This is a genomic window from Aquabacterium humicola (assembly GCF_030167915.1).
Taxonomy (GTDB): domain Bacteria; phylum Pseudomonadota; class Gammaproteobacteria; order Burkholderiales; family Burkholderiaceae_C; genus Pseudaquabacterium; species Pseudaquabacterium humicola.
On the sequence record NZ_JARGNB010000007.1, the window covers coordinates 226,509 to 247,695 of the forward strand.

Annotated in this window: 20 protein-coding genes and 1 pseudogene; 19 read left to right on the forward strand and 2 right to left on the reverse strand. The window is 72.0% G+C overall.

The window, feature by feature from the left end:
* Position 1: 1 nt before the first annotated feature.
* From P1K89_RS26225 to P1K89_RS26285, 13 genes and pseudogenes are all read left to right on the forward strand, one after another.
* Positions 2 to 1,405 carry an amidase gene (locus P1K89_RS26225; RefSeq protein ID WP_284619491.1) on the forward strand — a complete coding sequence of 468 codons (1,404 nt, stop codon included), beginning with the start codon at positions 2 to 4 and terminating at the stop codon, positions 1,403 to 1,405.
* A 34-nt stretch (positions 1,406 to 1,439) separates the two neighbouring features.
* Entirely contained in the window at positions 1,440 to 2,204 is a 765-nt protein-coding gene (locus tag P1K89_RS26230) for a fumarylacetoacetate hydrolase family protein (protein ID WP_284619492.1), read from the forward strand.
* Between the two features lie 36 nt (positions 2,205 to 2,240).
* A complete protein-coding gene (locus P1K89_RS26235) occupies positions 2,241 to 3,464 on the forward strand; it encodes a pyridoxal-phosphate-dependent aminotransferase family protein (protein WP_284619493.1) in 1,224 nt (407 codons plus the stop codon).
* 123 nt (positions 3,465 to 3,587) lie between these two features.
* Positions 3,588 to 4,550: a thiamine pyrophosphate-dependent dehydrogenase E1 component subunit alpha gene (locus tag P1K89_RS26240; RefSeq protein WP_284619494.1), complete on the forward strand. Its 963-nt coding sequence runs from the start codon at positions 3,588 to 3,590 to the stop codon at positions 4,548 to 4,550.
* Between the two features lie 27 nt (positions 4,551 to 4,577).
* Positions 4,578 to 5,549, forward strand: coding sequence for an alpha-ketoacid dehydrogenase subunit beta (locus P1K89_RS26245; RefSeq protein ID WP_284619495.1), 972 nt, complete (start codon positions 4,578 to 4,580; stop codon positions 5,547 to 5,549).
* Positions 5,550 to 5,669: 120 nt separating this feature from the next.
* Positions 5,670 to 6,119, forward strand: coding sequence for a DUF4398 domain-containing protein (locus P1K89_RS26250; protein ID WP_284619496.1), 450 nt, complete (start codon positions 5,670 to 5,672; stop codon positions 6,117 to 6,119).
* Between the two features lie 34 nt (positions 6,120 to 6,153).
* Positions 6,154 to 7,086 (forward strand): OmpA family protein, encoded by a 933-nt coding sequence (locus tag P1K89_RS26255; RefSeq protein ID WP_284619497.1) that lies wholly within the window; start codon positions 6,154 to 6,156, stop codon positions 7,084 to 7,086.
* A gap of 31 nt (positions 7,087 to 7,117) precedes the next feature.
* Positions 7,118 to 7,636, forward strand: a complete 519-nt coding sequence (locus P1K89_RS26260) for an OmpA family protein (RefSeq protein ID WP_284619498.1) — start codon at positions 7,118 to 7,120, stop codon at positions 7,634 to 7,636.
* Positions 7,637 to 7,823: 187 nt separating this feature from the next.
* Positions 7,824 to 8,231, forward strand: a pseudogene (locus P1K89_RS26265) (YciI family protein); the annotation flags it as partial.
* Entirely contained in the window at positions 8,223 to 8,741 is a 519-nt protein-coding gene (locus P1K89_RS26270; RefSeq protein ID WP_284619616.1) for a VOC family protein, read from the forward strand. The pseudogene P1K89_RS26265 and the gene P1K89_RS26270, both read left to right, overlap by 9 nt.
* A gap of 18 nt (positions 8,742 to 8,759) precedes the next feature.
* Positions 8,760 to 9,170 carry an SRPBCC family protein gene (locus P1K89_RS26275; RefSeq protein ID WP_284619499.1) on the forward strand — a complete coding sequence of 137 codons (411 nt, stop codon included), beginning with the start codon at positions 8,760 to 8,762 and terminating at the stop codon, positions 9,168 to 9,170.
* A gap of 43 nt (positions 9,171 to 9,213) precedes the next feature.
* Entirely contained in the window at positions 9,214 to 10,071 is an 858-nt protein-coding gene (locus tag P1K89_RS26280) for a sulfite exporter TauE/SafE family protein (protein ID WP_284619500.1), read from the forward strand.
* 98 nt (positions 10,072 to 10,169) lie between these two features.
* Positions 10,170 to 10,595 (forward strand): PaaI family thioesterase, encoded by a 426-nt coding sequence (locus tag P1K89_RS26285; protein ID WP_284619501.1) that lies wholly within the window; start codon positions 10,170 to 10,172, stop codon positions 10,593 to 10,595.
* 14 nt (positions 10,596 to 10,609) lie between these two features.
* Here the strand turns inward: P1K89_RS26285 and P1K89_RS26290 are convergent, their stop codons facing one another.
* Positions 10,610 to 11,608 (reverse strand): DMT family transporter, encoded by a 999-nt coding sequence (locus tag P1K89_RS26290; protein ID WP_284619502.1) that lies wholly within the window; start codon positions 11,606 to 11,608, stop codon positions 10,610 to 10,612.
* A gap of 94 nt (positions 11,609 to 11,702) precedes the next feature.
* On the opposite strand from P1K89_RS26290, the gene P1K89_RS26295 reads away from it, so the two are divergent.
* Positions 11,703 to 12,563, forward strand: a complete 861-nt coding sequence (locus P1K89_RS26295) for a LysR family transcriptional regulator (protein ID WP_284619503.1) — start codon at positions 11,703 to 11,705, stop codon at positions 12,561 to 12,563.
* Positions 12,564 to 12,599: 36 nt separating this feature from the next.
* On the opposite strand, the gene P1K89_RS26300 is transcribed toward P1K89_RS26295, so the two are convergent.
* Entirely contained in the window at positions 12,600 to 13,889 is a 1,290-nt protein-coding gene (locus P1K89_RS26300) for a replication initiation protein (protein WP_284619504.1), read from the reverse strand.
* An 841-nt stretch (positions 13,890 to 14,730) separates the two neighbouring features.
* Between P1K89_RS26300 and P1K89_RS26305 the strand changes: the two genes are divergently transcribed.
* The 5 genes from P1K89_RS26305 (at position 14,731) to P1K89_RS26325 (ending at position 21,185) form a co-directional block, all read left to right on the forward strand.
* On the forward strand, positions 14,731 to 15,936 hold the full coding sequence (locus tag P1K89_RS26305; protein ID WP_284619505.1) for an AAA family ATPase: 1,206 nt from the start codon (positions 14,731 to 14,733) through the stop codon (positions 15,934 to 15,936).
* Positions 15,937 to 16,138: 202 nt separating this feature from the next.
* Complete coding sequence (locus tag P1K89_RS26310; RefSeq protein WP_284619506.1) at positions 16,139 to 17,158, forward strand: ParB/RepB/Spo0J family partition protein; 1,020 nt, start codon at positions 16,139 to 16,141, stop codon at positions 17,156 to 17,158.
* A 443-nt stretch (positions 17,159 to 17,601) separates the two neighbouring features.
* Positions 17,602 to 19,752, forward strand: coding sequence for a phage integrase family protein (locus P1K89_RS26315; RefSeq protein WP_284619507.1), 2,151 nt, complete (start codon positions 17,602 to 17,604; stop codon positions 19,750 to 19,752).
* Entirely contained in the window at positions 19,749 to 20,636 is an 888-nt protein-coding gene (locus P1K89_RS26320) for an MBL fold metallo-hydrolase (RefSeq protein WP_284619508.1), read from the forward strand. The genes P1K89_RS26315 and P1K89_RS26320 overlap by 4 nt, the downstream gene beginning before the upstream one ends.
* Before the next feature lie 60 nt (positions 20,637 to 20,696).
* Positions 20,697 to 21,185: a transporter gene (locus P1K89_RS26325; RefSeq protein WP_284619509.1), complete on the forward strand. Its 489-nt coding sequence runs from the start codon at positions 20,697 to 20,699 to the stop codon at positions 21,183 to 21,185.
* The last annotated feature ends 2 nt before the right edge of the window (positions 21,186 to 21,187 follow it).

Below are 21,187 nucleotides of genomic sequence, written 5' to 3' on the forward strand. Positions count from 1 at the left end.
GATGCACGACGACCTCTGGCGCCTCCCCGCCACCGAGCTGCAGCGCCGCTACCGCGACGGCACACTGGCGCCGCGCGCGGTGATCGAGGCGGTGCTGGCGCGCTGCGACGCGGTGAATGCGCGGCTGAACGCGGTGGTGGCGCGGCGCGACGACGCGCTGCGGGCCGAGGCCGACGCCGCCGGCGAGCGCTTTGCGCGCGGCACGCCACTCGGCCCGCTCGACGGCTTGCCGCTGACCGTCAAGGACAGCCTCTTCACCGCCGACCTGCCGACCACCTGCGGCACCGCCGCGCTGCGCGACTTCCGCCCGGCACACGACGAGCTGGCGGTGGCGCGGGCGCGCGCCGGCGGCGCGCTGATCGTCGGCAAGACCAACGTGCCCGAGTTCGCCAACGACGGCTACACCGCGAACCCGCTCTTCGGCGCCACCGGCAATCCGTGGAACCCAGCCCTGACGCCGGGCGGCTCCAGCGGCGGCGCGGTGGCCGCGGTGGCCGCCGGCATCGCGCCGCTGGCGATCGCGCAGGACGGTGGCGGCTCGATCCGCCGGCCGGCCTCGCACACCGGGCTGGTGGGGCTGAAGCCCTCGCTCGGCGCGTGGCCGCGCGAGCATGCGCTGCCCGGTCTGCTGCTGGACTTCGACTGCATCGGCCCGGTCGCGCGCACGGTGGCCGATGCGCGCCTGCTGTTCGACGCGCTGCGCGGACCGGCGGCGGCCGACCGCCATTCGCTCGCCGCGGCGCAGGCCGCGCTGGCCGTGCGCCGCAGCACGGCGCTGCGCATCCTCTACGTCGAGCAGCTGAACGACAACCCGCTCGACCGGCAGATCGCAGCCAGCTGCCGCGACGCGGTCGACCGCCTCGCCCGGCTTGGCCACGAGGTCGTGCAGGGGCCGCTGCCGCTCGACCTGTCGTTGATCCTCGACGCCTGGCCGCAGATCGGCCAGGTCGGCCTGGCGGCGATGTTCGCGCGCCATCCGACGTGGGAAGCGCAGGCCAGCGCCCGGTACCGCGAAGCCGCCGACGCCGGTCGGCGCGTGCCCGGCGACCGGGTCTGGCAGATCGTCGACGAGGTGCAGCGGCTGCGCCGCGAGAGCACCGGCCTGTTCGAGCAGCACGACCTGATCGTGATGCCCGCGGCCGCGGCGCTGCCGTGGCCGAAGGAGGAGCCCTTCCCCCCCGTCATCGACGGCCGCGCCGTCGGCCCGCGCGGTCATGCGGTCTACACCGGCTGGGTCAACGCCGCCGGCCTTCCCGGCCTGGCGCTGCCGGCCGCGCCGTCGCGCGAGGGCCTGCCGATCGGCATCCAGCTGGTCGGCCCCTACGGCGGCGACGACCTGCTGCTGCAGGTCGGCGCGGCCTTCGAGGCCGCCGCACCCTGGGCCGATCGGCGACCCGAACTCTGAAGAACCCTCTGAAGAACTCCTGAAGAACCCCTCGATGACCGATGCCATCACGGCGCACGCGCAGGCGCTGATCCATGCGCGACGAAGCTTCGAACCCACGCGTGCCGCCGCGCTGCCGCCGCTGCCCGATGCCGACGCCGCCTACGCGGTGCAGGCCGCCGTCGCCGAGGCGCTGGCGCTCGGCGACGGCCGGCATGCGCGCCACTGGAAGTCCGGCGGCCCCTCGCGCGGCGCGGTGCCCACGCACGCGCCGCTGCCGGCGCCAGGCGTCTGGCACAGCCCCGCCGACGCACGGCACTGGCCGCTGCATTCGCGCGGTATCGAAGCCGAGATCGCGCTGCGCCTGGCCCGTGACGTGACGCCGGCGCAGGCGGCCGCGATGGATGCCGGCGGCGCCGCGGCGCTGGTCGACGCGATGTGCGTCACCATCGAGCTGGTCGATTCGCGCTGGACCGAAGGCCTGGCCGCGCCGCCGCTCGCGAAGCTGGCGGACCTGCAGTCGCATGGCGCGCTGGTGCTCGGCGACTGGACGCCCTTCCTGCCGCCAGATTGGAGCGGCCAGCGCTGCCGGGTCGACATCGGCGCGCGAGCCCCGCTCGAGTTCATCGGCACCCACGCGATGAACGACCCCGCCTTCGTGCTGCCGGTCTGGCTGCGCCACGCGACGCGCGGCGGCGCCACCGTGCGCGCCGGCACCGTCGTCACCACCGGCACCTGGTGCGGCATCCTGCCCGCCCGGGCCGGCGACCGCGTGACGGCCGAATTCCCCGGCATCGGCGCGGCTGCCTTGCAGCTCTGATCCGATGCCCCCCCGCCCACCCCTGAAAGCCATCGAATGATCACGCTCGACCAGCATCCCAGCGGCCGCCATTTCCTGCAGATCCCGGGCCCGAGCCCGGTGCCCGACCGCATCCTGCGCGCGATGAGCCTGCCGACCATCGACCACCGCGGCCCGGAGTTCGGCGTGCTCGGCAAGCGCGTCATCGCCGGCATGCAGCAGGTGTTCCAGACGCGGCATCCGGTGGTCATCTACCCGGCCTCGGGCACCGGCGCCTGGGAAGCGGCGCTGGCCAATACGATGAGCCCGGGCGACGCGGTGCTGATGGTCGAGACCGGCCACTTCGCGACCCTGTGGCAGAAGATGGCCGTGCGCCTCGGGCTGGAGCCGGAGTTCCTGGCGCTTCCCGGCACCTGCCCCGACACCGGCCTGCCGCTCGCCTGGCGCCACGGCGTGCCGGCCGACCTGGTCGAGCAGCGCCTGCGCCGCGACACCGCGCACCGCATCCAGGCCGTCTGCGTGGTGCACAACGAGACCTCGACCGGCGTGACCTCGGACATCGCCGCGGTGCGCCGCGCCATCGACGCGGCCGGCCACCCGGCGCTGCTGATGGTCGACACCATCTCCGGCCTGGCGTCGGCCGACTACCGCCACGACGAGTGGGGCGTCGACGTCACGGTCTCGGGCTCGCAGAAAGGCCTGATGCTGCCGCCCGGCATCAGCTTCAACGCGCTGTCGCCGAAGGCGCTCGAGCGCAGCAAGCGTGCGCGCCTGCCGCGCTCGTACTGGGCCTGGGACGAGATCGTCGAGATGAACGCCACCGGCTACTGGCCGTACACGCCCAACACCAACCTGCTGTACGGCCTGGCGGAGGCGCTGGACATGGTGCTGGGCCAGGGCCTGCCGGCGATCTTCGCGCGGCACCGGCGCTGGCGCGACGGCGTGCATGCCGCGGTGCGCGCCTGGGGTCTGCCGACGCAGTGCGCCGACGAGCGCCTGCATTCGCCGGTGCTGACCGGCGTGGTCACGCCGGCGGGCGTCGATGCGGATGGCCTGCGGCGGGTGATCCATCAGCGCTTCGACTGCTCGCTGGGCACCGGCCTCGGCAAGCTCAAGGGCCGCATGTTCCGCATCGGCCACCTCGGCGACTGCAACGACCTGACCTTGATCGCCGCGCTGGCCGGCGTCGAGATGGGCCTGAAGCTGGCCGGCGTGCCGGTCGCCGGCAGCGGCGTCCAGGCGGCGATGGCGCATTTCGCGCAGCCGGCGGCGGTGGCCTGACCCCGGCAGCGGCGGGCCCGGTGGCCCGTCGGGCCACGGTGCGTTGGCTCCTTCGGCGCATGCGGCGTGGGGCACGGATTCCTAGAGTGACGTCATGCCCACTCCCGCATGACCGAGGACCCCGTGACCACCCCCACCGATCCGATTGCCCGTCTCTCGATGCTCGAGACGATGATGCTGATCCGCGCGTTCGAGGAGAACGTCGCCGCGCTGCAGGCCGAGGGCCGCGCACCCGGCACCTGCACCAGCGTCGGCCAGGAAGCCGCCGCCGTCGGCGCGATCCGCGCGCTCGGCGCGCAGGACCTGATCCTCAGCAACCACCGCAGCGTCGCGCACCTGCTGGCCCGCGGCGCCGACCCCGGCCGCGTGCTGGCCGAGATCCTCGGCCGTGTCGACGGCTACTGCCGCGGCAAGAGCGGCTCGCTGCACATCAGCGCGAAGGCGCTCGGCGTCGTGCTGACCTCGACCATCGTCGGCGGCGAGCTGTCGCTGGCCCCGGGTGTCGCGCTCGCGCAGAAGATGCAGCACCAGCCCGGCATCACCGCCGTCTTCTTCGGCGACGGCGCGGCCTGCGAAGGCATCTTCCACGAGGCGCTGAACCTCGCGGTGACCTGGCAGCTGCCGCTGCTGTTCATCTGCGAGAACAACGAGTGGCAGGCCTACGTGCACCGCCGCGAGACCATGCCCGGCAACCCGATCCGGGAGTGGGCGGCGTCGCACCAGCTGCCGGCGGCCAGCGTCGACGGCAACGATGCCGATGCGGTGTTCGCCGCGGCGAGCATGGCGGTCGAGCAGATCCGCGCCACCGGCCGGCCCTATTTCCTCGAGCTGAACACCTACCGCCTGCGCGGCCACTACGAACCCGACGACCAGGCCTACGTCGACCCCGCCGAGCTGCAGGCCGCCCGCGCCGCCGAGCCGATCCGCACGCTGAGCGAGCGCCTGCTGGCCGACGGCGTGCTGGCCCGCGGCGAGCTCGCCGCGATGGAACAGCGCGTGCAGGCGACGCTCGAGGCGGCCCTCGCCTTCGCGCAGGCCTCGCCCTACCCCGACGCGTCCGAACTCACCCGCGACGTCTACGCCTGAACCCCCCCGATCACCGAAGGAATTCCGATGAGCACCTTGACTGTCAACGACGCGATCGGCCAGGCCCTGGCCGAGGAGATGCGCCGCGATGCGCGCGTGATGATGTTCGGCGAAGGCGTCGCGACCAAACGCGCCGACCTGGTCGCCGAATTCGGCCGCGAACGCATCCGCAATACGCCGCTCGCCGAAGGCGTGATCGCCGGCACCGCGGCCGGCGCCGCCGCGATGGGCCTGCGCCCCGTGGTCGACCTGCTGTTCGCGCCCTTCCTGACGCTGGCGATGGACGGCATCGTCAACTCCGCCGGCAAGCTGCGCTACCTGTCGGGCGGCCAGTTCCAGTTCCCGATGGTCGTGATGACGATGACCGGCGCCGGCTGGGGCGTCGGCGCGCAGCACAACCACAACCTCGAGGCGATGTTCGTGCACGCGCCGGGGCTGAAGGTGGTGATGCCCAGCAACGCGGCGGACTTCAAGGGCCTGCTGAAGTCCGCGATCCGCGACGACAACCCGGTGCTGTTCTTCACCGACCTCGCGCTCGGCTTCAACCCCGGCGAGGTGCCGGAGGGCGAACACCTCGTGCCGCTGGGCCAGGCCGCGGTCGTGCGCGCCGGCAGCGACGTCACGCTGGTGTCGTACGCGAAGACGGTCGACACCTGCCGCCAGGCCGCCGAGGCGCTCGCGCTGCTGGGCGTCTCGGCCGAGGTGATCGACCTGCGCACGCTGAAGCCGCTGGACAGCGCGACCATCCTGCGTTCGGTGCGCAAGACCGGCCGGCTGATCGTCGTGCATGAAGCCAGCGGGCTGTGCGGCGTCGGCGCCGAGGTGGCCGCGCTGGTCAGCGAGCAGGCCTTCGACGCGCTGAAGGCGCCCGTCAAGCGCATCACCGGCCCCGACGCGCCGTCGCCGGCGTCCTGGCCGCTGGAGCAGGCCGGCGTGCCGCAGGCCGACGCGGTGCGGGATGCGGCCCTGCGACTGCTCGGTGCCGAAGCACTGGATTGAGTCTCGGCGAAAGTCGGCGCTCACAACACACGCACACCCCGTAGGTCGAATCCGACCCGGGGTTGCGCGCACTTCCGACGAACCCGGCCGGGAGGCCGGACCTAGAGTGATCTCACCGCGATGGGCCCGCCGCTGTCGAACGGGCCGCTCGCACATCCGAATCACCCTGTTGTTGGAGCGCACATGAACCGAGCTGCTGCGAATTTGCGGAGCTGGCTGCGATCGCCCGCATGGGCCGCGGCCGCTGTGGTCCTGGTGTCCGCCTGTGCGAGCACCGAGCCGCCGAAGGAACAGATGGCGGTCGCCAAGGCCGCGGTCGAACGCGCGAGCGGCACCAACGCCGCCGAAGCGCCCGTCGAGCTGGCATCGGCGCGCGACAAGATGGCCCGTGCCCAGATCGCCTACGCGAACAAGGACTACGCGTTCGCCAAGCAACTGGCCGAGCAGGCCGAGGCCGAGGCCAACCTTGCCGAAGCGCAGGCGCGCTCGGTGCGGGCGAACCGCGCGCTGGCCGAAGTCCGCGAAAGCATCCGCGCGCTGCGTGCCGAGATCGCACGCGCGCCGTCCTGACCCGCCGCCTGACCGTTTCGCAGGAGACAACACCATGAAGCGACTGCTCACTGCTTCCGCCGCCGCCTGTGCGCTGCTGCTTGGCGCCTGTGCCAGCACGCCGTCGGCGCCGCCCGAGTTGCTCGAGGCCCGTGCCACCGTGCGCCAGGCCGAGACCGATCCGGCGGTGCTGGCGCACGCCGCGCTCGAGCTGAAGAAAGCCACCGACACGCTGAACCGCGCCAACGCCATGCTGGCCGAGCGCGAAGCGCCGAGCGCCGTGATCAGCGCGGCCAAGGTTGCCGACGCGCAGGCCCGCACCGCGATCTCGATCGGCCAGGCCAAGCGCCAGGAAGACGCGATCAAGTCCGCCGAGGCCGACCGCGAACGCGCCCGCGCCGACGTGCGCACCGCCGAAGCCCAGCGCGCACGCGCCCAGGCCAGCAACGCGCAGGCGCAGGCCAGCGCGGCGCAGGCCCAGGCCTCGGCCGCCGAGCAGCGGGCGATGAGCGCCGAGCAGCAGGCGGCGATGGCCCAGGCCGATGCCGCCGCGGCGCAGCAGCGCACGCAGGTGCTGCAGCAGCGGCTGACCGACCTGCAGGCCAAGGAGACCGAGCGCGGCCTGCTGGTCACGCTGGGCGACGTGCTGTTCGAGTTCAACCGCGCGGACCTGAAGCCGACGGCCCAGGGCCAGCTGCAGAAGCTCGCCGACTTCCTGAAGCAGTACCCGGACCGCCGCGTGCTGATCGAGGGCCACACCGACAGCATCGGCTCGGCCAGCTACAACGAACAGCTGTCGCGCCGGCGCGCCGAGGCCGTGGCCGCGGTGCTGACCGGCATGGGCATCGGCCCCGACCGCGTCACCTTCACCGGCTACGGCGAGAGTTATCCCGTCGCCGACAACCGCACCGACACCAACCGCGCGCTGAACCGCCGGGTCGAGGTGTACATCTCCAACAACGACCAGCCCGTGCGCATGCGCGGGTGATCACGGGCGCGCCAGCGCGAGGAGCATTCAGATGGACAAGAAGGGCCGGCTTCATGGACTTCCGCGGCTCCTCGCGGTGGCCGCACTGGCCACCGGTGCGCTGATCCTGCCGATGGCCGCGGCCGCGGCGCCGGGCGGCGCCCGCGCACAGGCCGACACCTGCGGGCCGGTGACGCCCGAGGCGCGCGAGACCGCCTTCGACATGGAAGCGCTGTTCCCGCGCGGCGGCGTCACGCTGACGCCGACCGGCCGCGCCCGCGTCGCCGCCTACGCCCGCGCGCTCGAGGCCACCGAGGTCGAAGTGGTGGTGATCCGCGTGCCGCTGACCGCCGCCGACGCCCGCGCGGCCGAAGACCGCCGGCTGCTCGCGCAGCGGCGTGCCGAGGCCTTGCGGCAGCAGCTGAACCAGCAGGGCGTGGCCCGCGACCGCATCTACACCGAATTCGCCGGCCACCTGCCGGCGAGCGAACCGGTGGTCCTCGAGACCGTCGGCGCCTGGTTGCCGCAGCAGCTGGCCTCCGCGCGCCGTGCTTGCAGCGTGCTCGCCTGATCCTGTCCTTCCTTTCACGCGAACACGCCGCCGGGGGCGGATCGACACCTGAGGGTCGATCCGCCCCCGTTCTTTTCAGCCGCTGTTACAAAAAAGTGCGCGCCGCCTGTCGAAGCACGCGATCGTCGTTCGTCGTGGAGTCAGAAGCACGATGCTTCCTTCCTTCGAACCATCCAGGAGAGACGACATGCGATTCATGGTGATCATCAAGGCCGACCGCAACACCGAAGCCGGCGTGATGCCGAGCGAGGACCTGCTGCGCGAGATGGGCAATTACAACGAGGAACTTGTGAAGGCCGGCGTGATGCTCGACGGCAACGGCCTGCACCCCAGTTCCAAGGGCGCGCGCATCCAGTTCAGGGGCAAGGAACGCCAGGTCATCGACGGCCCGTTCGCCGAAACCAAGGAGCTGATCGCCGGCTACTGGCTGTGGCAGGTCAAGTCGCGCGAGGAAGCGATCGAATGGGCGCGCCGCTGCCCGAACCCGACCGGCGAAGAAAGCGTCATCGAACTGCGCCAGGTCTTCGAGGCCGAGGACTTCGGCGCCGAATTCACGCCCGAGCTGCGCGCGCAGGAAGAACGGCTGATGGCCGAAGCGGCCGCGCTGAAGGCCGGCCATGCTGCGAAGCCCGCCGCGGTGAACCCGGTGCCGGCGTCCGACGGCGCGACGCCCTACCTCGTCGCCCAGGGCGCCGAGGATGCGATCGCCTGGTACCAGCGGGTCTTCGGCGCCGAGCTGGTGACGAAGATGAACACGCCCGACGGCAAGGTGATGCACTCGGAGCTCAGGGTCGGTCCGGCGCGCTTCATGCTCACCGAAGAGAGCCTGCAGCACGGTTCGCGCGGGCCGAAGACGCTGGGCGGCTCGTCGACGACGGTGATCCTCTTCGTGCCCGACGCCGATGCCACCGTGGCAAAAGCGATCGCTGCCGGCGCGACGGCGGGCATGCCGGTGGCCGATCAGTTCTGGGGCGACCGCTCGGGCACGATCACCGATCCGTTCGGCCACCAGTGGTTCATCTCGACCCACAAGGAGGACCTGACGCCAGCGCAGATCCAGCAGCGCGTGCAGGCGATGTTCGCCGGCGGCGCCACCGGCTGCTGACGCCGCGCGCGAGTCCGCATGGCCGCGCACACCGTGCAGACGACGATCGCGCGGCCCTGGCGCGAGGTCTGCGACTTCCTCGGCCAGGCCGCGAACTTCGCACGTTGGGCCTCGTGGATCGGCCCGACGCTGGAATGCCGGCGCGGCGGCGACTGGATCGCCCGCCGCGCCGACGGCGCCGAGGCCAAGGTGCGCTTCACCGAGCGCAACGCCTTCGGCATCGCCGACCACTGCGTGCTGGAGGCCGAGGACGCGGCCCGCTTCGTCGCGCTGCGCGCGCTGCCGCACGGCGACGACCTGTCGCTGTGCGAGGTGCTGCTGACGCTGTTCGACGACGCGCCGGCGCCGCAGGCGCTGGTGCATCGGGCCGAGGCGGCGGCCGGCGACCTGGCGCAACTGAAGCGCCTGATCGAGCGCGAACGGCGCTGAGCGTCCGCGCCGCGGTCTCGCGGCATGGCATGCTCGGCGCCCGATGAACATCCCGCTCGATCCGATCCAGCTCGCCTGGCTGGCCGCCGCCCTCGCCGTCGCCGGCTGCGTCACCGGCGTGCTCGCCGGCCTGTTCGGGGTCGGCGGCGGCGCCGTGCTGGTGCCGGTGCTCTACGAAGTCTTCGGCGCACTGCAGGTGCCCGAGAGCGTGCGCATGCCGCTGTGCGTCGGCACCTCGCTGGCGGTGATCGTGCCGACCTCGCTGCGCTCGTTCCGCACCCACCGCGCGCACGGCGCCGCCGACCTGGAGATCGTGCGCCTGTGGGCGGTGCCGGTGGTGCTGGGCGTGATCGCCGGCACCGCGGTCGCCCGCTTCGCGCCGCCGAGCCTCTTCAAGGGCGTGTTCGTTGTCGTCGCCAGCGCCTCGGCGGCGCGGCTGCTGTTCTTCCGCAACGCCGGCAGCCTGTTCGGCGAGATGCCGGGACGCTTGGGCATGCGGCTGTACGGCGTGGTGATCGGCCTGCTGTCGTCGTTGATGGGCATCGGCGGCGGGCAGCTGTCCAACCTCTTCATGACGCTGTACGGCCGGCCGATCCACCAGGCCATCGCGACCTCGGCCGGCCTGGGCTCGCTGATCGCGATTCCCGGCGCCATCGGCTACATGGTCGCCGGCTGGCCGAAGGCGGCGGACTTCCCCGCGGTGGCCGCGCTGCAGTTCCCGGCGGCGATCGGCTACGTGTCGCTGATCGGCTTCGCGCTGCTGATGCCGACCAGCGCCTGGGCCGCGCCCTATGGCGCCAGGCTCGCGCACCGCTGGCCGAAGCGGCGGCTCGAGGTGGCGTTCGGCCTCTTCCTGCTGGCGGTGTCGGCGCGCTTCCTGGTCGGGCTGGTGTGGGGTTGAACGACACCGTGCCCCAGCCCCGCGCCCCGGCCTAAGATCGCCTGCCCTGCCCTGGCCGCTGTCCCCGGCCAACCTCCCTCGCGCCAAGGAGACCTTCGATGCCGCAGCTGTCGCTCGACGCCACGCAGGCGATCCTCGAACCGCTGTTCCCCGGGCTGATGGGCGTGCGGCTCGTCGCGCTCGAACCCGAGCGCGTGCTGGCCGAGCTGCCGGTCAAGGCCGCGCTGTGCACCACCGGCGGCATCCTGCACGGCGGCGCGTACATGGCCTTCGCCGACACGCTGGGGGCGGTGGGCACCTTCCTGAACATGCCGCCGGGCACGCGCACGACGACCACCGACTCCAGCACCAAGTTCATCGCCGGCGCGCGCCTGGGCAGCACGGTGACCGGCGAATGCATCGCGCTGCACCGCGGCCGCACGACGATGGTCTGGCAGACGATGATCCGCTCGGCCGAGGGCAAGCTCTGCGCGGTGGTGACGCAGACGCAGCTGGTGATGCCCGAGACGCCGCCGCAGGGCTGACGCCGCTGCCCTCGTCATCCGCGCGCGGTGCGGTCGCGCGGCACCAGGCTGGCCAGCGCGAGGCCCATCACCAGCACGCCGGCCAGCTGCACGCCGCCGAGCCAGCGGCCGTAGACCAGCGCATCGAAGACGATCGCCGCGGCCGGGTAGACGAACTGCAGCAGCGCCACCCGCTCGGCCGGCAGCCGCGCGACGCCGGCGTACAGCACGACGTAGGCGAGGCCGCTGTGCAGCACGCCGAGGCCGGCGAGCCAGCCCCAGGCCGGGCCGAACGCCGGCCAGCCGTGCAGCAGCGGCCACCAGGCGAGCAGCAGCGCGCCGACCGCGCACTGCCACGTGGCCAGCGCGAACGAACCGGCCGAGCGCGCCGCGCCCTGCGCGATCAGCGCGACGCCGGCATAGGCGAACGAGCCGCCGAGGCACATGCCGACGCCGGCCCAGTAGCGTGCATCGTGAGCGGCCATCGAGAATCCGCCGTCGAGCAGCCCGGAGGCCGCCGCCAGCCCGGCCAGCGCGAGCAGCGCGGCGGCCAGCCGCTGCGGCGACAGCGGCGTGCGCTGCAGCCACGCACCGGCGATCAGCAGCCACACCGGCTGCACGTGGAAGACGACGGTCGCGACGCCGATCGAGGTGCGCTCGATCGCCGCGAAGAACAGCGCCCAGCTGCCGATCATCAGCGCGCCGGCGCCGGTCACCGCCGCGAGCGGCGCCGCGGCCAGCTTCAGCTCGTGCAGCCGGCCGCGGGCCGCGCCCCAGGCCAGCAGCGCGGCGAGGCCGAAGGCACAGCGGAACCAGACCGTCGTCAGCGGGTCCTGGCCGGCGCGCTCGATGAACACACCCAGGGTGCCGAGCAGCAGGCCGCCGGCGATCATCAGCCCGTGTCCGTTGCGGCGCTCGCGGCGCGCCTGCGCGGCGACCGGCGTGGCGGTCGGGGCAGTCGTGGCAGCGGTGGCAGTGGTGGCAGCGGTGGCAGTGGTGGCCGTGGTGGCGGTCGTCGGGGCAGCGGCTTCCATGGCCGCCACTGTCGCGTGGCCTCGATCTGCCGTAAAGCGCAATGAATTCGCGTCTACCATTCGGTTTCCGAATGGCTGGACGAAGGGCACGCCGATGGCCACCGACCTGCAGCTGGACTGGCTGCGCTGCTTCGTCGCGGTGGTCGACGCCGGCACGCTGTCGGCCGCCGCGCCGCTGGTGCATCGCTCGCAGTCGGCGGTCAGCATGCAGATCCGCAAGCTGGAGGAGGCGGCCGGCCGGCCGCTGCTCGACCGCGGGCCGCGCCACCTGGTGCTGACGCCGGCCGGCGCCGAGCTGCTGCTGCATGCACGGCGCCTGCTCGAGCTGCACGGCGAAGCGCAGGCAGCGCTGCAGGGCGAGCGGCTCGCGGGCCTGGTCAACCTCGGCGTGCCCGACGACTATGCCGCGCGCTACCTGACGCCGGTGCTGCGCAGCTTCGCGCTGCGCCACGGCGCGGTCGAGATCTCGCTGACCTGCGAGCAGTCGACCGCGCTGATCCCGAAGGTGCAGCGCGGCGAGCTCGACCTCGCGCTCGTCTCGCGCGACCGGCCGCAGCGCGGCGCGCTGCTCTTCCACGAGCCGCTGGTGTGGGTCGGCGCGGCGGCCCACGAAGCCTGGCGGCGTGATCCGCTGCCGATCGCCGTCTACGAGTCCGGCAGCCTGGCGCGCCGCGATGCGCTGGCCGCGCTGGCGAAGCGGCGGCGGCGCCATCGCATCGTCTACAACAGCTCGAGCCTCGCCGGGCAGATCGCGGCAGTGGAGAGCGGCATCGCCGTGGCGGTGCTGACGCGCTGCAGCGTGCCGCCGCAGCTGCAGGTGCTCGGCGAGGCCCAGGGCCTGCCGCCGCTGGCGGCGATGCAGGTGGCCGCGTACCGCAGCCAGGCGTCGCGCGGCTCGGCCGCGGTGGACGCGCTGTACCAGCAGATGCTGCGCACGCTGGCCCGCAGCGGTTGACCGGGTGCCGCGTCAGCGTCGGGCCCGGCGCGGCGCTCAGCCCAGCTGCAGCATGCCGCGGCGGATCGCGAAGTTCAGCAGCTCCCCTTCGCTCGGCTCGGCCGGCACCTGCTCGCGCGCCAGCCAGCGGAAGAACACCGGCCCGGCGATGCGGCTGGCGGGTCCGTCGCGGCGCCAGGCCTGGGCGATCGGCCCGAGCAGGCCCTCGAGCTGGGCGGCCTCGAAGCCCTGGCACCATGCCTCGCGCTGCGCGGCATCGGCGGCCTGGTAGCGGTCTTCGGCCTGCCTGGCGCGCTCGCGGTCCCATTCGTCCCGGATGGTCTGGACCGAGACCTGCAGCGGCGGCGGCGCAGCCGGTGGTGGCGGGGCGGTGGCCCCGTCACCCGCCGCGCCGGTCGCGGCATAACCCTTCTTCAACGCGTCGCGCAAGTAGGCCGCCGGGGCGGCCAGCGGCGGCAGGTTCGCCTGGCGCAGGCGCTGCTCGACATGCTCGACGGTGGCACGCAGCAGCCCTTCGTCGGTCTTCGAGTACAGCCGATCGGCTTCCTCGTCCTTCAGGCCGAGCTTGCGCAGGCGTTCGACGAGCTCGAGGTCGAAGGGATTGCGGTCCTCGGTGACGCCCAGCGCCGACTGCGCCTTGCGGTGCACCATGAACTGCAGCTCGGCGATGCGCCGGCCTTCGCGGTGCTCGATCAGCTCGAGGCTGAAGTCGTCCTGCAGTGCGTCCACCTCGGCCAGCGCGGGGCGCAGCACGTCGCGCTTGAAGTAGCGGTAGTCGACCTTCTCGATGTCGCTGCGGCCGGTCAGCACGGAGGCCCACCAGTACAGGTCCTCGCGCATGGTCAGCCGCGACGGCGAGGTCAGGTACTGCAGGCCGAGCTCGAACAGCACCGCGGCGGCATAGGACCGCATCTGGGCGCCGACCTCGAGCAGGATCTTCGTGTAGCGGTGCGGCTTCAGCAGGCGTTCGCGCACCTTGTCGGGATAGCTCCAGCTGATGATCACCGGGTAGCCGGAGCCGCGCTCGGCGATCTCGACGGTGCCCAGCAGCTGCGACGAGGTCCAGCGCTGTTCGCCGGTGCCGACCGAGTTCCACTCGATCAGCGTCGTCTGCATCTCGCGGATGTGTTCCTTCAGCAGCGCGACGTTGCGGGAATTGAAGTGCGAGTCGCCGATCAACGTGGCCAGCGGAAGTGTGTACTGACGTTCGTCGACGCCCTGCTGTTGCGCGTGGTACAGCAGCGCGTTGTAGATGCGGCGCGACAACAGCGTGAGCCGTCCCTTCTTCGGCCGGATGGCGATGGACTCGTTGGCCTTCTGCACCATCGCGTCGTCGCGCCGCGCGATCGTGGCCGGACCGCGGGTTCGTGCCGGTGCAACGGGCGGGACGACCGTGGGTGCGGCCGTTGGGGCGGACGCAGCCGCTGGCGCGCCGGGCGGATCACGCGGCGATGCGGAGGCGGAGTGCGCTGGTGGATCGGCGCTCACGGCGTCAGGTCATGGATGGGGTAGGCGATCACATCATGCCGCGGGATTGTGATTTCCGCAATTCACAGTTTCAGAACCGTCGCCTTGAAGGATTGAGATTGAACCCTTGAACTGATTGAAGGACATTGGCGGACAGGAAATCCTAGGTCTGACAAGGAGTTGCCCTCGATTTGCGGAGTGGAGTTGGGATTCATCGTGAGCTTGGCTGGGATTCAATGTGAGTGGAGCTGTGATTCGCCGGGGCGGGTTGTGAGCCTGGGTGGTGCATGGCCGGAGTGGATATGGTGTTCGGCGCCACCGGGCGTGGACCTGGTCGCTCGGGAACCGTCCACCAGGGCGCGGAAGGCGCTCGATGGCCGTCGTTGATGCCCTCGGGGGTGGGGGCGTTCGACGCGCGAATCACAACGCGGCTCACGCTGCACGGCATGAACGGTCGTGGAGTCACAATGCGGCTCACAATGCACGGCGACGTTTTCATCGGGTCTGCGAGAGGTTGACGGGGAGCGCGTGGCACTTTGGAATACCGCTGAGTCAACACTTTTCTGTACACTTGCAGGAAATCTGTTGACTGGACGGGATTATGGCCACTGAATCACCAGCGGAACTGACTGGAAACCAGGTTTCCACGTCGACGAGTGCGGCAACCCCGCTCGAGGCGTTCTCCGCCCCCTCGCCCGGCGTGACCTCGGCGCCATCGGTGCCGGCCGCCGCGCCGGCGGCCGTGCGCCAGCCGATCGACATGGCGCGTGTCACGGCGCTGGCCGAGCGCGCTGCCGGCATGGTGGAAGAGATCCGCGGCCGACTGCTGGCGCCGGAAGCCCGCAAGCTGGCCCCGAGTTATTCGGCGACGCAGCTGGCAACGGTGTGCGGCGTCGACAAGGCGCACGTCGCCTACCGCATCACCAAGAACGACCTGCCGACCGGCAAGCTGACGCCGACCGGCGGGCGGCGCGAGTTCTCGCTGGCCGAACTCCGGCGCTGGGCGCGCGAGTACCGCAAGCCCTCCCTGCGCCCTGCCGGTGAGCGGGCGGTGACGCTGGCGATCGGCAACTTCAAGGGCGGCGTCTCGAAGACGACCACCGCGATGGTGCTGGCCCAGGGCCTGAGCATGCGGGGCCACCGCGTGCTGGCGATCGACGTCGATCCGCAGGGGTCCTTGTCGACCTTGTTCGGCATCCTGCCGGAGACCGAGGTCGAAGAAGGCATGACGATCGTGCCGATCTGCCGCGGCGAGGCCACCGACATCCGCTATGCGATCCAGCCGACCTACTGGGACGGCATCGATCTCGTGGCGGCAGCGCCCTTCCTGTTCGAGGCCGAGTTCAGCCTGCCCGCGATGCAGATGCGCGATCCGAGTGCACGTTTCTGGGACGTGCTGAACCAGAGCCTGGAGTCCGTTCGCGACGACTACGACGTGATCGTGATCGACACGCCGCCCTCACTGTCTTACGTCACGATCAATGCCTTCATGGCCGCGGACGGCATCCTGGTGCCGGTGCCGCCGTCGGCGCTGGACTTCGCCAGTTCAGCGCAGTTCTGGGGCTTGTTCGCCGACCTCGGCAGCAACCTCGACCAGGCCGCCAAGCGCGGCAAGAGCTACGACTTCCTGCACGTGCTGCTGTCACGGGTCGACCAGTCGGACGTCGCGGCGCCGGCGGTGCGGCAATGGATCCAGGCGACCTACGGCGAGTACCTGCTGCCGGTCGAGGTCCCGAAGACGACGGTCACCTCGTCGAAGGCCGCCGAATTCGGAACCGTCTACGACGTGCAGAAGTACGAGGGTTCGGCCAAGACCTACAAACGCGCAGCGGATGCGTACGACCGCGTGGTCGACCTCGTCGAGCAGTCGATCGTCGAGGCCTGGCGCAACCGGGCGCGGCGATGAGCAGGCGCCGCATCGCTTGGCTGGAAACCAGGTTTCCAGCCGGGGGGGCGATCCCGGTCCCGGCAGCGGCCCCGAGCCCGGCGCCCTGCCGGCCGTCTTCCCGGACGCCCTGCCCCATGCCCTGCCCGCCGCAGGCCGACCCGGCCGCTGGTTTTCACCCATCCCGTCCGGCGGACGCCGGCGCTAGTGCGAGGAGTTCCCGATGAGCAGCATCGGCAAGCGCCTGCTGGCTTCCACGGCCGACCTGGCCGCCGCCGTCGCGGCCAAGACCACCGCCGCGCCGGCGGTGATCGATCCCGCCCGCCCGCCCGGCCCGCGCACCGCGCCGGGCCAGATGCTGGCCGCACGCAGCGAGATGCTGTCGCTGCAGGGTGAACTGTCGGACCTGCGCGAGAAGCTGCAGCAGTTCGATGGTTCGCTGCCGACCGTCAAGCTCGACGCGTCGCTGGTGCAGGCGACCGCCTGGGCGAATCGGCATGAGCAGTCCTTCGCCACGCCGGCATTCGCGCGCCTGAAGGCCAGCATCGAGCTCGCCGGCGGCAACGCGCAGCCGATCCTCGTCCGCAGGGCGGCGGAGGCCGGCCGCTATGAAGTGGTGTTCGGCCATCGCCGCCACCGGGCCTGCCTGGAACTGAAGCTGCCGGTGCTGGCGGTGATCTGGGACGGCCCGATGCCGGACCTCGACCTGTTCCTGTCGATGGACCGCGAGAACCGCGAACGGGAAGACCCCTCGGCCTACGAACAGGGCCAGACCTATGTGCGGGCGCTCGAAAGCGGGCTCTTCCAGTCGCAGCGTCGGCTGGCCGAGGCGATCGGCGTCAGCCACACCTGGGTGCGCAAGGCGATCCTGGTCGCCCAGCTGCCGGAGGCGATCGTCGAGGCTTTTGCGTCGCCGCTGGACATCCAGCCGAAACACGCCGAAGAGATCGCCGGCGCGCTCGAGGCGGACCGCAAGACGGTGCTGCGGCGCGCCGAGAAGCTGCGCCAGGCGCCGAAGCGGCTGGCGCCGAACCAGGTGGTCGGGCACCTGCTCGGCCGCCTCGACGACAAACCCGCCGTGCAGCGCATCGTCGTCAATGACCGGGCGGTCGGCAGTTGGCGACGGGATCCGAAGGGCAGGGCGCTGATCGTGCTGGACGCGCCGGCCGCGGACGACTCGACGATGCAGCGCATTGCCGATGCCATCGCTCGCACGCTGGCACGGCCCTCGGAACAGGCCTGATCAGTCATCGGCGCGGGGTACCGATGCGCACGTCGCTCGGACCCCGCCAAAGGGCGCCTCAGGTCCAGCGCGCGCGCCAGCCACTCCTCGCCAACGATCCGTCCGCGGCGCCAAGCGACCAATGCGCGTGGCACCGTTGCTGTACGGCACGAGGAGAGGGCCTCCGACCCCCTGGATGCTCCGCGGCGTCACGGCCGCACAGCGACCGCATCGACGTCCCCTCATCCGCTAGCGTCGCCACCAACGGCGCCGACTTGTGAACGATCCAAATCACAACGGCGCTCACGTTAGCGCGCCTCACCACACCTACGCACATGATTACTCCACATAACATACCTAGCAAAAAATGATGAACTGACGGTAAGATGGATGGAGCTGGACGTCAAAACCAATATCAATCAACGACTTACCACCAGCTCCTGCGGTATGACATTCACTGCACGATGAGCCCGACCCCAGACCTGTTCGAGGCCCCCTCAGCGTCGACCCGAAGGACGGCGACGACGCCGGATGCGCGTCGCCGGCGCCTGCATGCCGGGCATTTCGCCTTCATGCGCGCGCTGGTCCAGGGCCTCGACTGGCAGCAAAGCTGGCAGCGCTACCTGCGCCTCGAAGGCGAAGCGAGCGACCGCCGGACCGTGCGAACGACCATCGCCTGGCTGCGCGACGAATTCGCCGCCGCGGCCCGCCGTGAGCAGCGCTTCGGCACGGCGCGCCTGGTGCTGCTCGATGCCAGCCGGGTGGTCGACGGCGGCGAGGCGCTGCCGTCACTGGAGGACTACGCCGCGAGCGAAGGCCTGGACGACTTCTCGCAGGCCGAGCAGATCGCCAGCTACGAAGCCCGCTACGGACGAGCCACCCGACGCCAGCGCCGTCGCGGGCGCCTGATCGCACGCCAGCTGGAGGCGCTGCACTGGCTCGAGCTGCGCGCCGCCGAACCGCCCCGTGCGGCGGATCCGCTCGGCTACTGGCTGAATCCGGCGCTGGCGGCACCGCTGGAAGCCGACGGCATCGCCACGCTCGCGGACCTGGCCGCGCGCATCAACGGCCTCGGGCCGCGATGGCACCGCGGCGTGCGGGGCATCGGCGACACCAAGGCCCGCCGCATCGGCGACTGGCTGGTCGCCCACCAGCCGAGCACCGGCCTCGTGCTGGGGGGCCATGCGCGCGGCGGCGCACGCCGTCTCGAGCCGGCGGTCCGTGGCGCGCTGGTCGCGCCGGCGACCGATGTGCGGCCGTGGGACAAGTTCATCGTGCCGCCCGCGCTCGACGGCCGCGCCGGCCGCCACCGCGCGCCGCGCGCCGGGTGCCTGATCGATGCCGACGACGACCGGGCGGCGATCGAGGCCTGGCTGAAGTCGAAGGCCGCGGGTGCCGGGGGCAGGGCGACGGCCCACACGGCGCGCGCCTGTCGCAAGGAAGCCGAGCGCTTTCTGCTGTGGCTGATCCTCGAGCGCCGGACCGCGCTGTCGTCGATCGAGCCGGACGACTGCAAGGCGTACCGCGCCTTCCTGGCCGACCCGCAGCCGCGCGCGCGATGGTGCGCGCCGCGAGGGCGGCCCCGCTGGTCGCCGCTGTGGCGGCCCTTCGAGGGCCCGCTGGCGCCGACCGCGCAGCGCCAGGCGACCGTGCTGCTGAAGAACCTGCATGCCTTCCTCGCCGATCGCCGCTACCTGATCGGCAATCCCTGGGTGATGGCGTTGTCGCCGACCGAACACCCCACCCGTGCGCCGGACGCGCCGGCTGCAGCTGCCACGCCCGCGGCGCCTGCGGCAACGGCAGCCCCCGCAACACCCGCGGCACCCGCAGCGCGCCGGCTCGATGCCACCCGCAGCCTCGATGCGCGGCAGTGGGCCAGCGTGATGGCCGTGGCCGCGGCGGGCGATACCACTCCGATGCCCTCGGTGCAGCGACGCCTGCTCATCGCGCTGCGGCTGCTGCAGGCCACCGGACTTCGGCCGGCCGAGGCCGTCGCCGCCACGGTCGACGACCTGCAGCGCGTCCCGCTGCCGGCGCAGCCCGGCGACAGCGCCCCGGCGCAGGCCTGGCAGCTGCGCGTGCGCGGACGACGTGAGCGCACGCTTGCGCTGCCCGAGGCCTTCGTGGCCGAGCTCTGTGCTTACCTCGCGTCGCGCGGACTGGCCGCCGATCCGCTGCATCCGGACAACCGGGGGGCGTACCTGCTCGGCCGCGCGTCCGACCTCGCCGCGCGTGCGCCGAACCTGCCGGCCGGCGCGGTGGCAATGCATGCGCACGACGGCATCACCGTCGAGACGCTGTACCGCCAGCTCAAGCGCTGCTTCGCCACCGCTGCCGCCGCGCTCCGCGCCGACGGTGACGGGCCCCGGGCGGATCGCCTGGCCCGGGCCAGCACGCACTGGCTGCGCCACAGCCATGCACAACAAGGCCTGGCGATGGGGCTGCCGCTGCCCTGGCTGCAGCAGCAGCTCGGCCATGCGGCGCTGGCGACCACCGCGTCCTACGATGCCGATGCGGCGCGCCAGGCCTGGCGTTTCGCCGAAGCGGCGTGGCGCCAGGCCGCCGACTGGCGAGAATCGTCCACCCGCAGCGACCCCTCCGGGGAGCCCCGATGAACCCCCGCAGCCAGACCGAAGCCTTCCACGATCCCGACACCGGCACCGTCTCCTATGTCTTCTGGGACCGCGCCACCCGCCGTGCCGCGCTGATCGACCCGGTGCTCGACTTCGACTTCCGCGCCGGCCGCACGACGACGACCTCGGCCGACCGCATGCTGGCCTGCGTCGCCGAGCACGGCCTCACCGTCGACTGGATCCTCGAGACGCACGCGCATGCCGACCACCTGTCCTCGGCGCGCTACCTGCAGCAGCACTGCGGCGGCCGCATCGCGATCGGCGAACGCATCCGCGAGGTGCAGGCCACCTTCAAGAAGATCTACAACCTCGAGCGCAACTTCCTGCCCGACGGCAGCCAGTTCGACCACCTGTTCGCCGACGGCGAGCGTTTTGCCATCGGCGAGCTCGAGGCCACCGCGCTGTGGGTGCCGGGACACACGCCGGCCGACATCGCCTACCTGGTCGACGGGCAGGTCTTCGTCGGCGACACGCTGTTCATGCCCGACGTCGGCAGCGCGCGCGCCGACTTCCCCGGGGGCGACGCGCGCACGCTGTACCAGTCGATGCACCGGCTGCTGGCGCTGCCGCCGGAGACGGTGATGTACGTGTGCCACGACTACCCGCCGCCCGAGCGCGGGCCTGCGTGGCGCACGACGGTGGCCGAGCAGCGCGCGGCCAACAAGCATGTGCGCGACGGCATCGACGAGGACACCTTCGTCGCGATGCGCACCGCGCGCGACGCGACGCTGGAGGTGCCGACATTGATCCTGCCGGCACTCCAGGTCAACGTGCGCGCCGGCCAGCTGCCGCCGGCGGACGACAACGGCGTGGCCTACCTGCGCATTCCGATCAATGCGTTGCCCCAGCACGGCCACAAGCCGTGAATTGATCGGCGGGTGGCCGCGTACCATCCGCGTTGGTGTTTGGGCCCGCACAGCGCACCGATGAGCCCCCTGTTCCTCTCGAGCCTGCTCTTCGGCCTGGCGCTGGCCGCGCCGGCGGCCGCGCAGGAACTGCGCAACTGGGGCGACGACCCCTTCGTGCAGCTCAGTGCCGACCTGGCCGGCTGCCCCGAGCCGCGTGGCCCGCGCGCGACCGAAGCGGAGTGGCGCGCCGAGGCGCACTGGCGCATCGAGACCGGCACCAGCTGCTGGCTGGCCGGGAAGTGCGCCGACGCCAATGCGTACCGCTACGACGCCGCGCTCGCCCGGCAGCTGTTCCCGACGCTGAAGGCCGCACCGGTGCTGGCTGGCAGCAGCGTCTGGGCCTACCTGCAGCGCCGCATCCTGTTCCTGCAGGGCTGCGTGCGCGACGCCGCGCAGGCGAGGGCGCTCGAGCACGCGGCGCAGGTCGTGCCCGAGCTCGTGATGGTGGTGCCGGCGCTGCGCATCGGCGACGACCCGCGCGTGCCCTACCGGCGTCTCCAGGACTGACC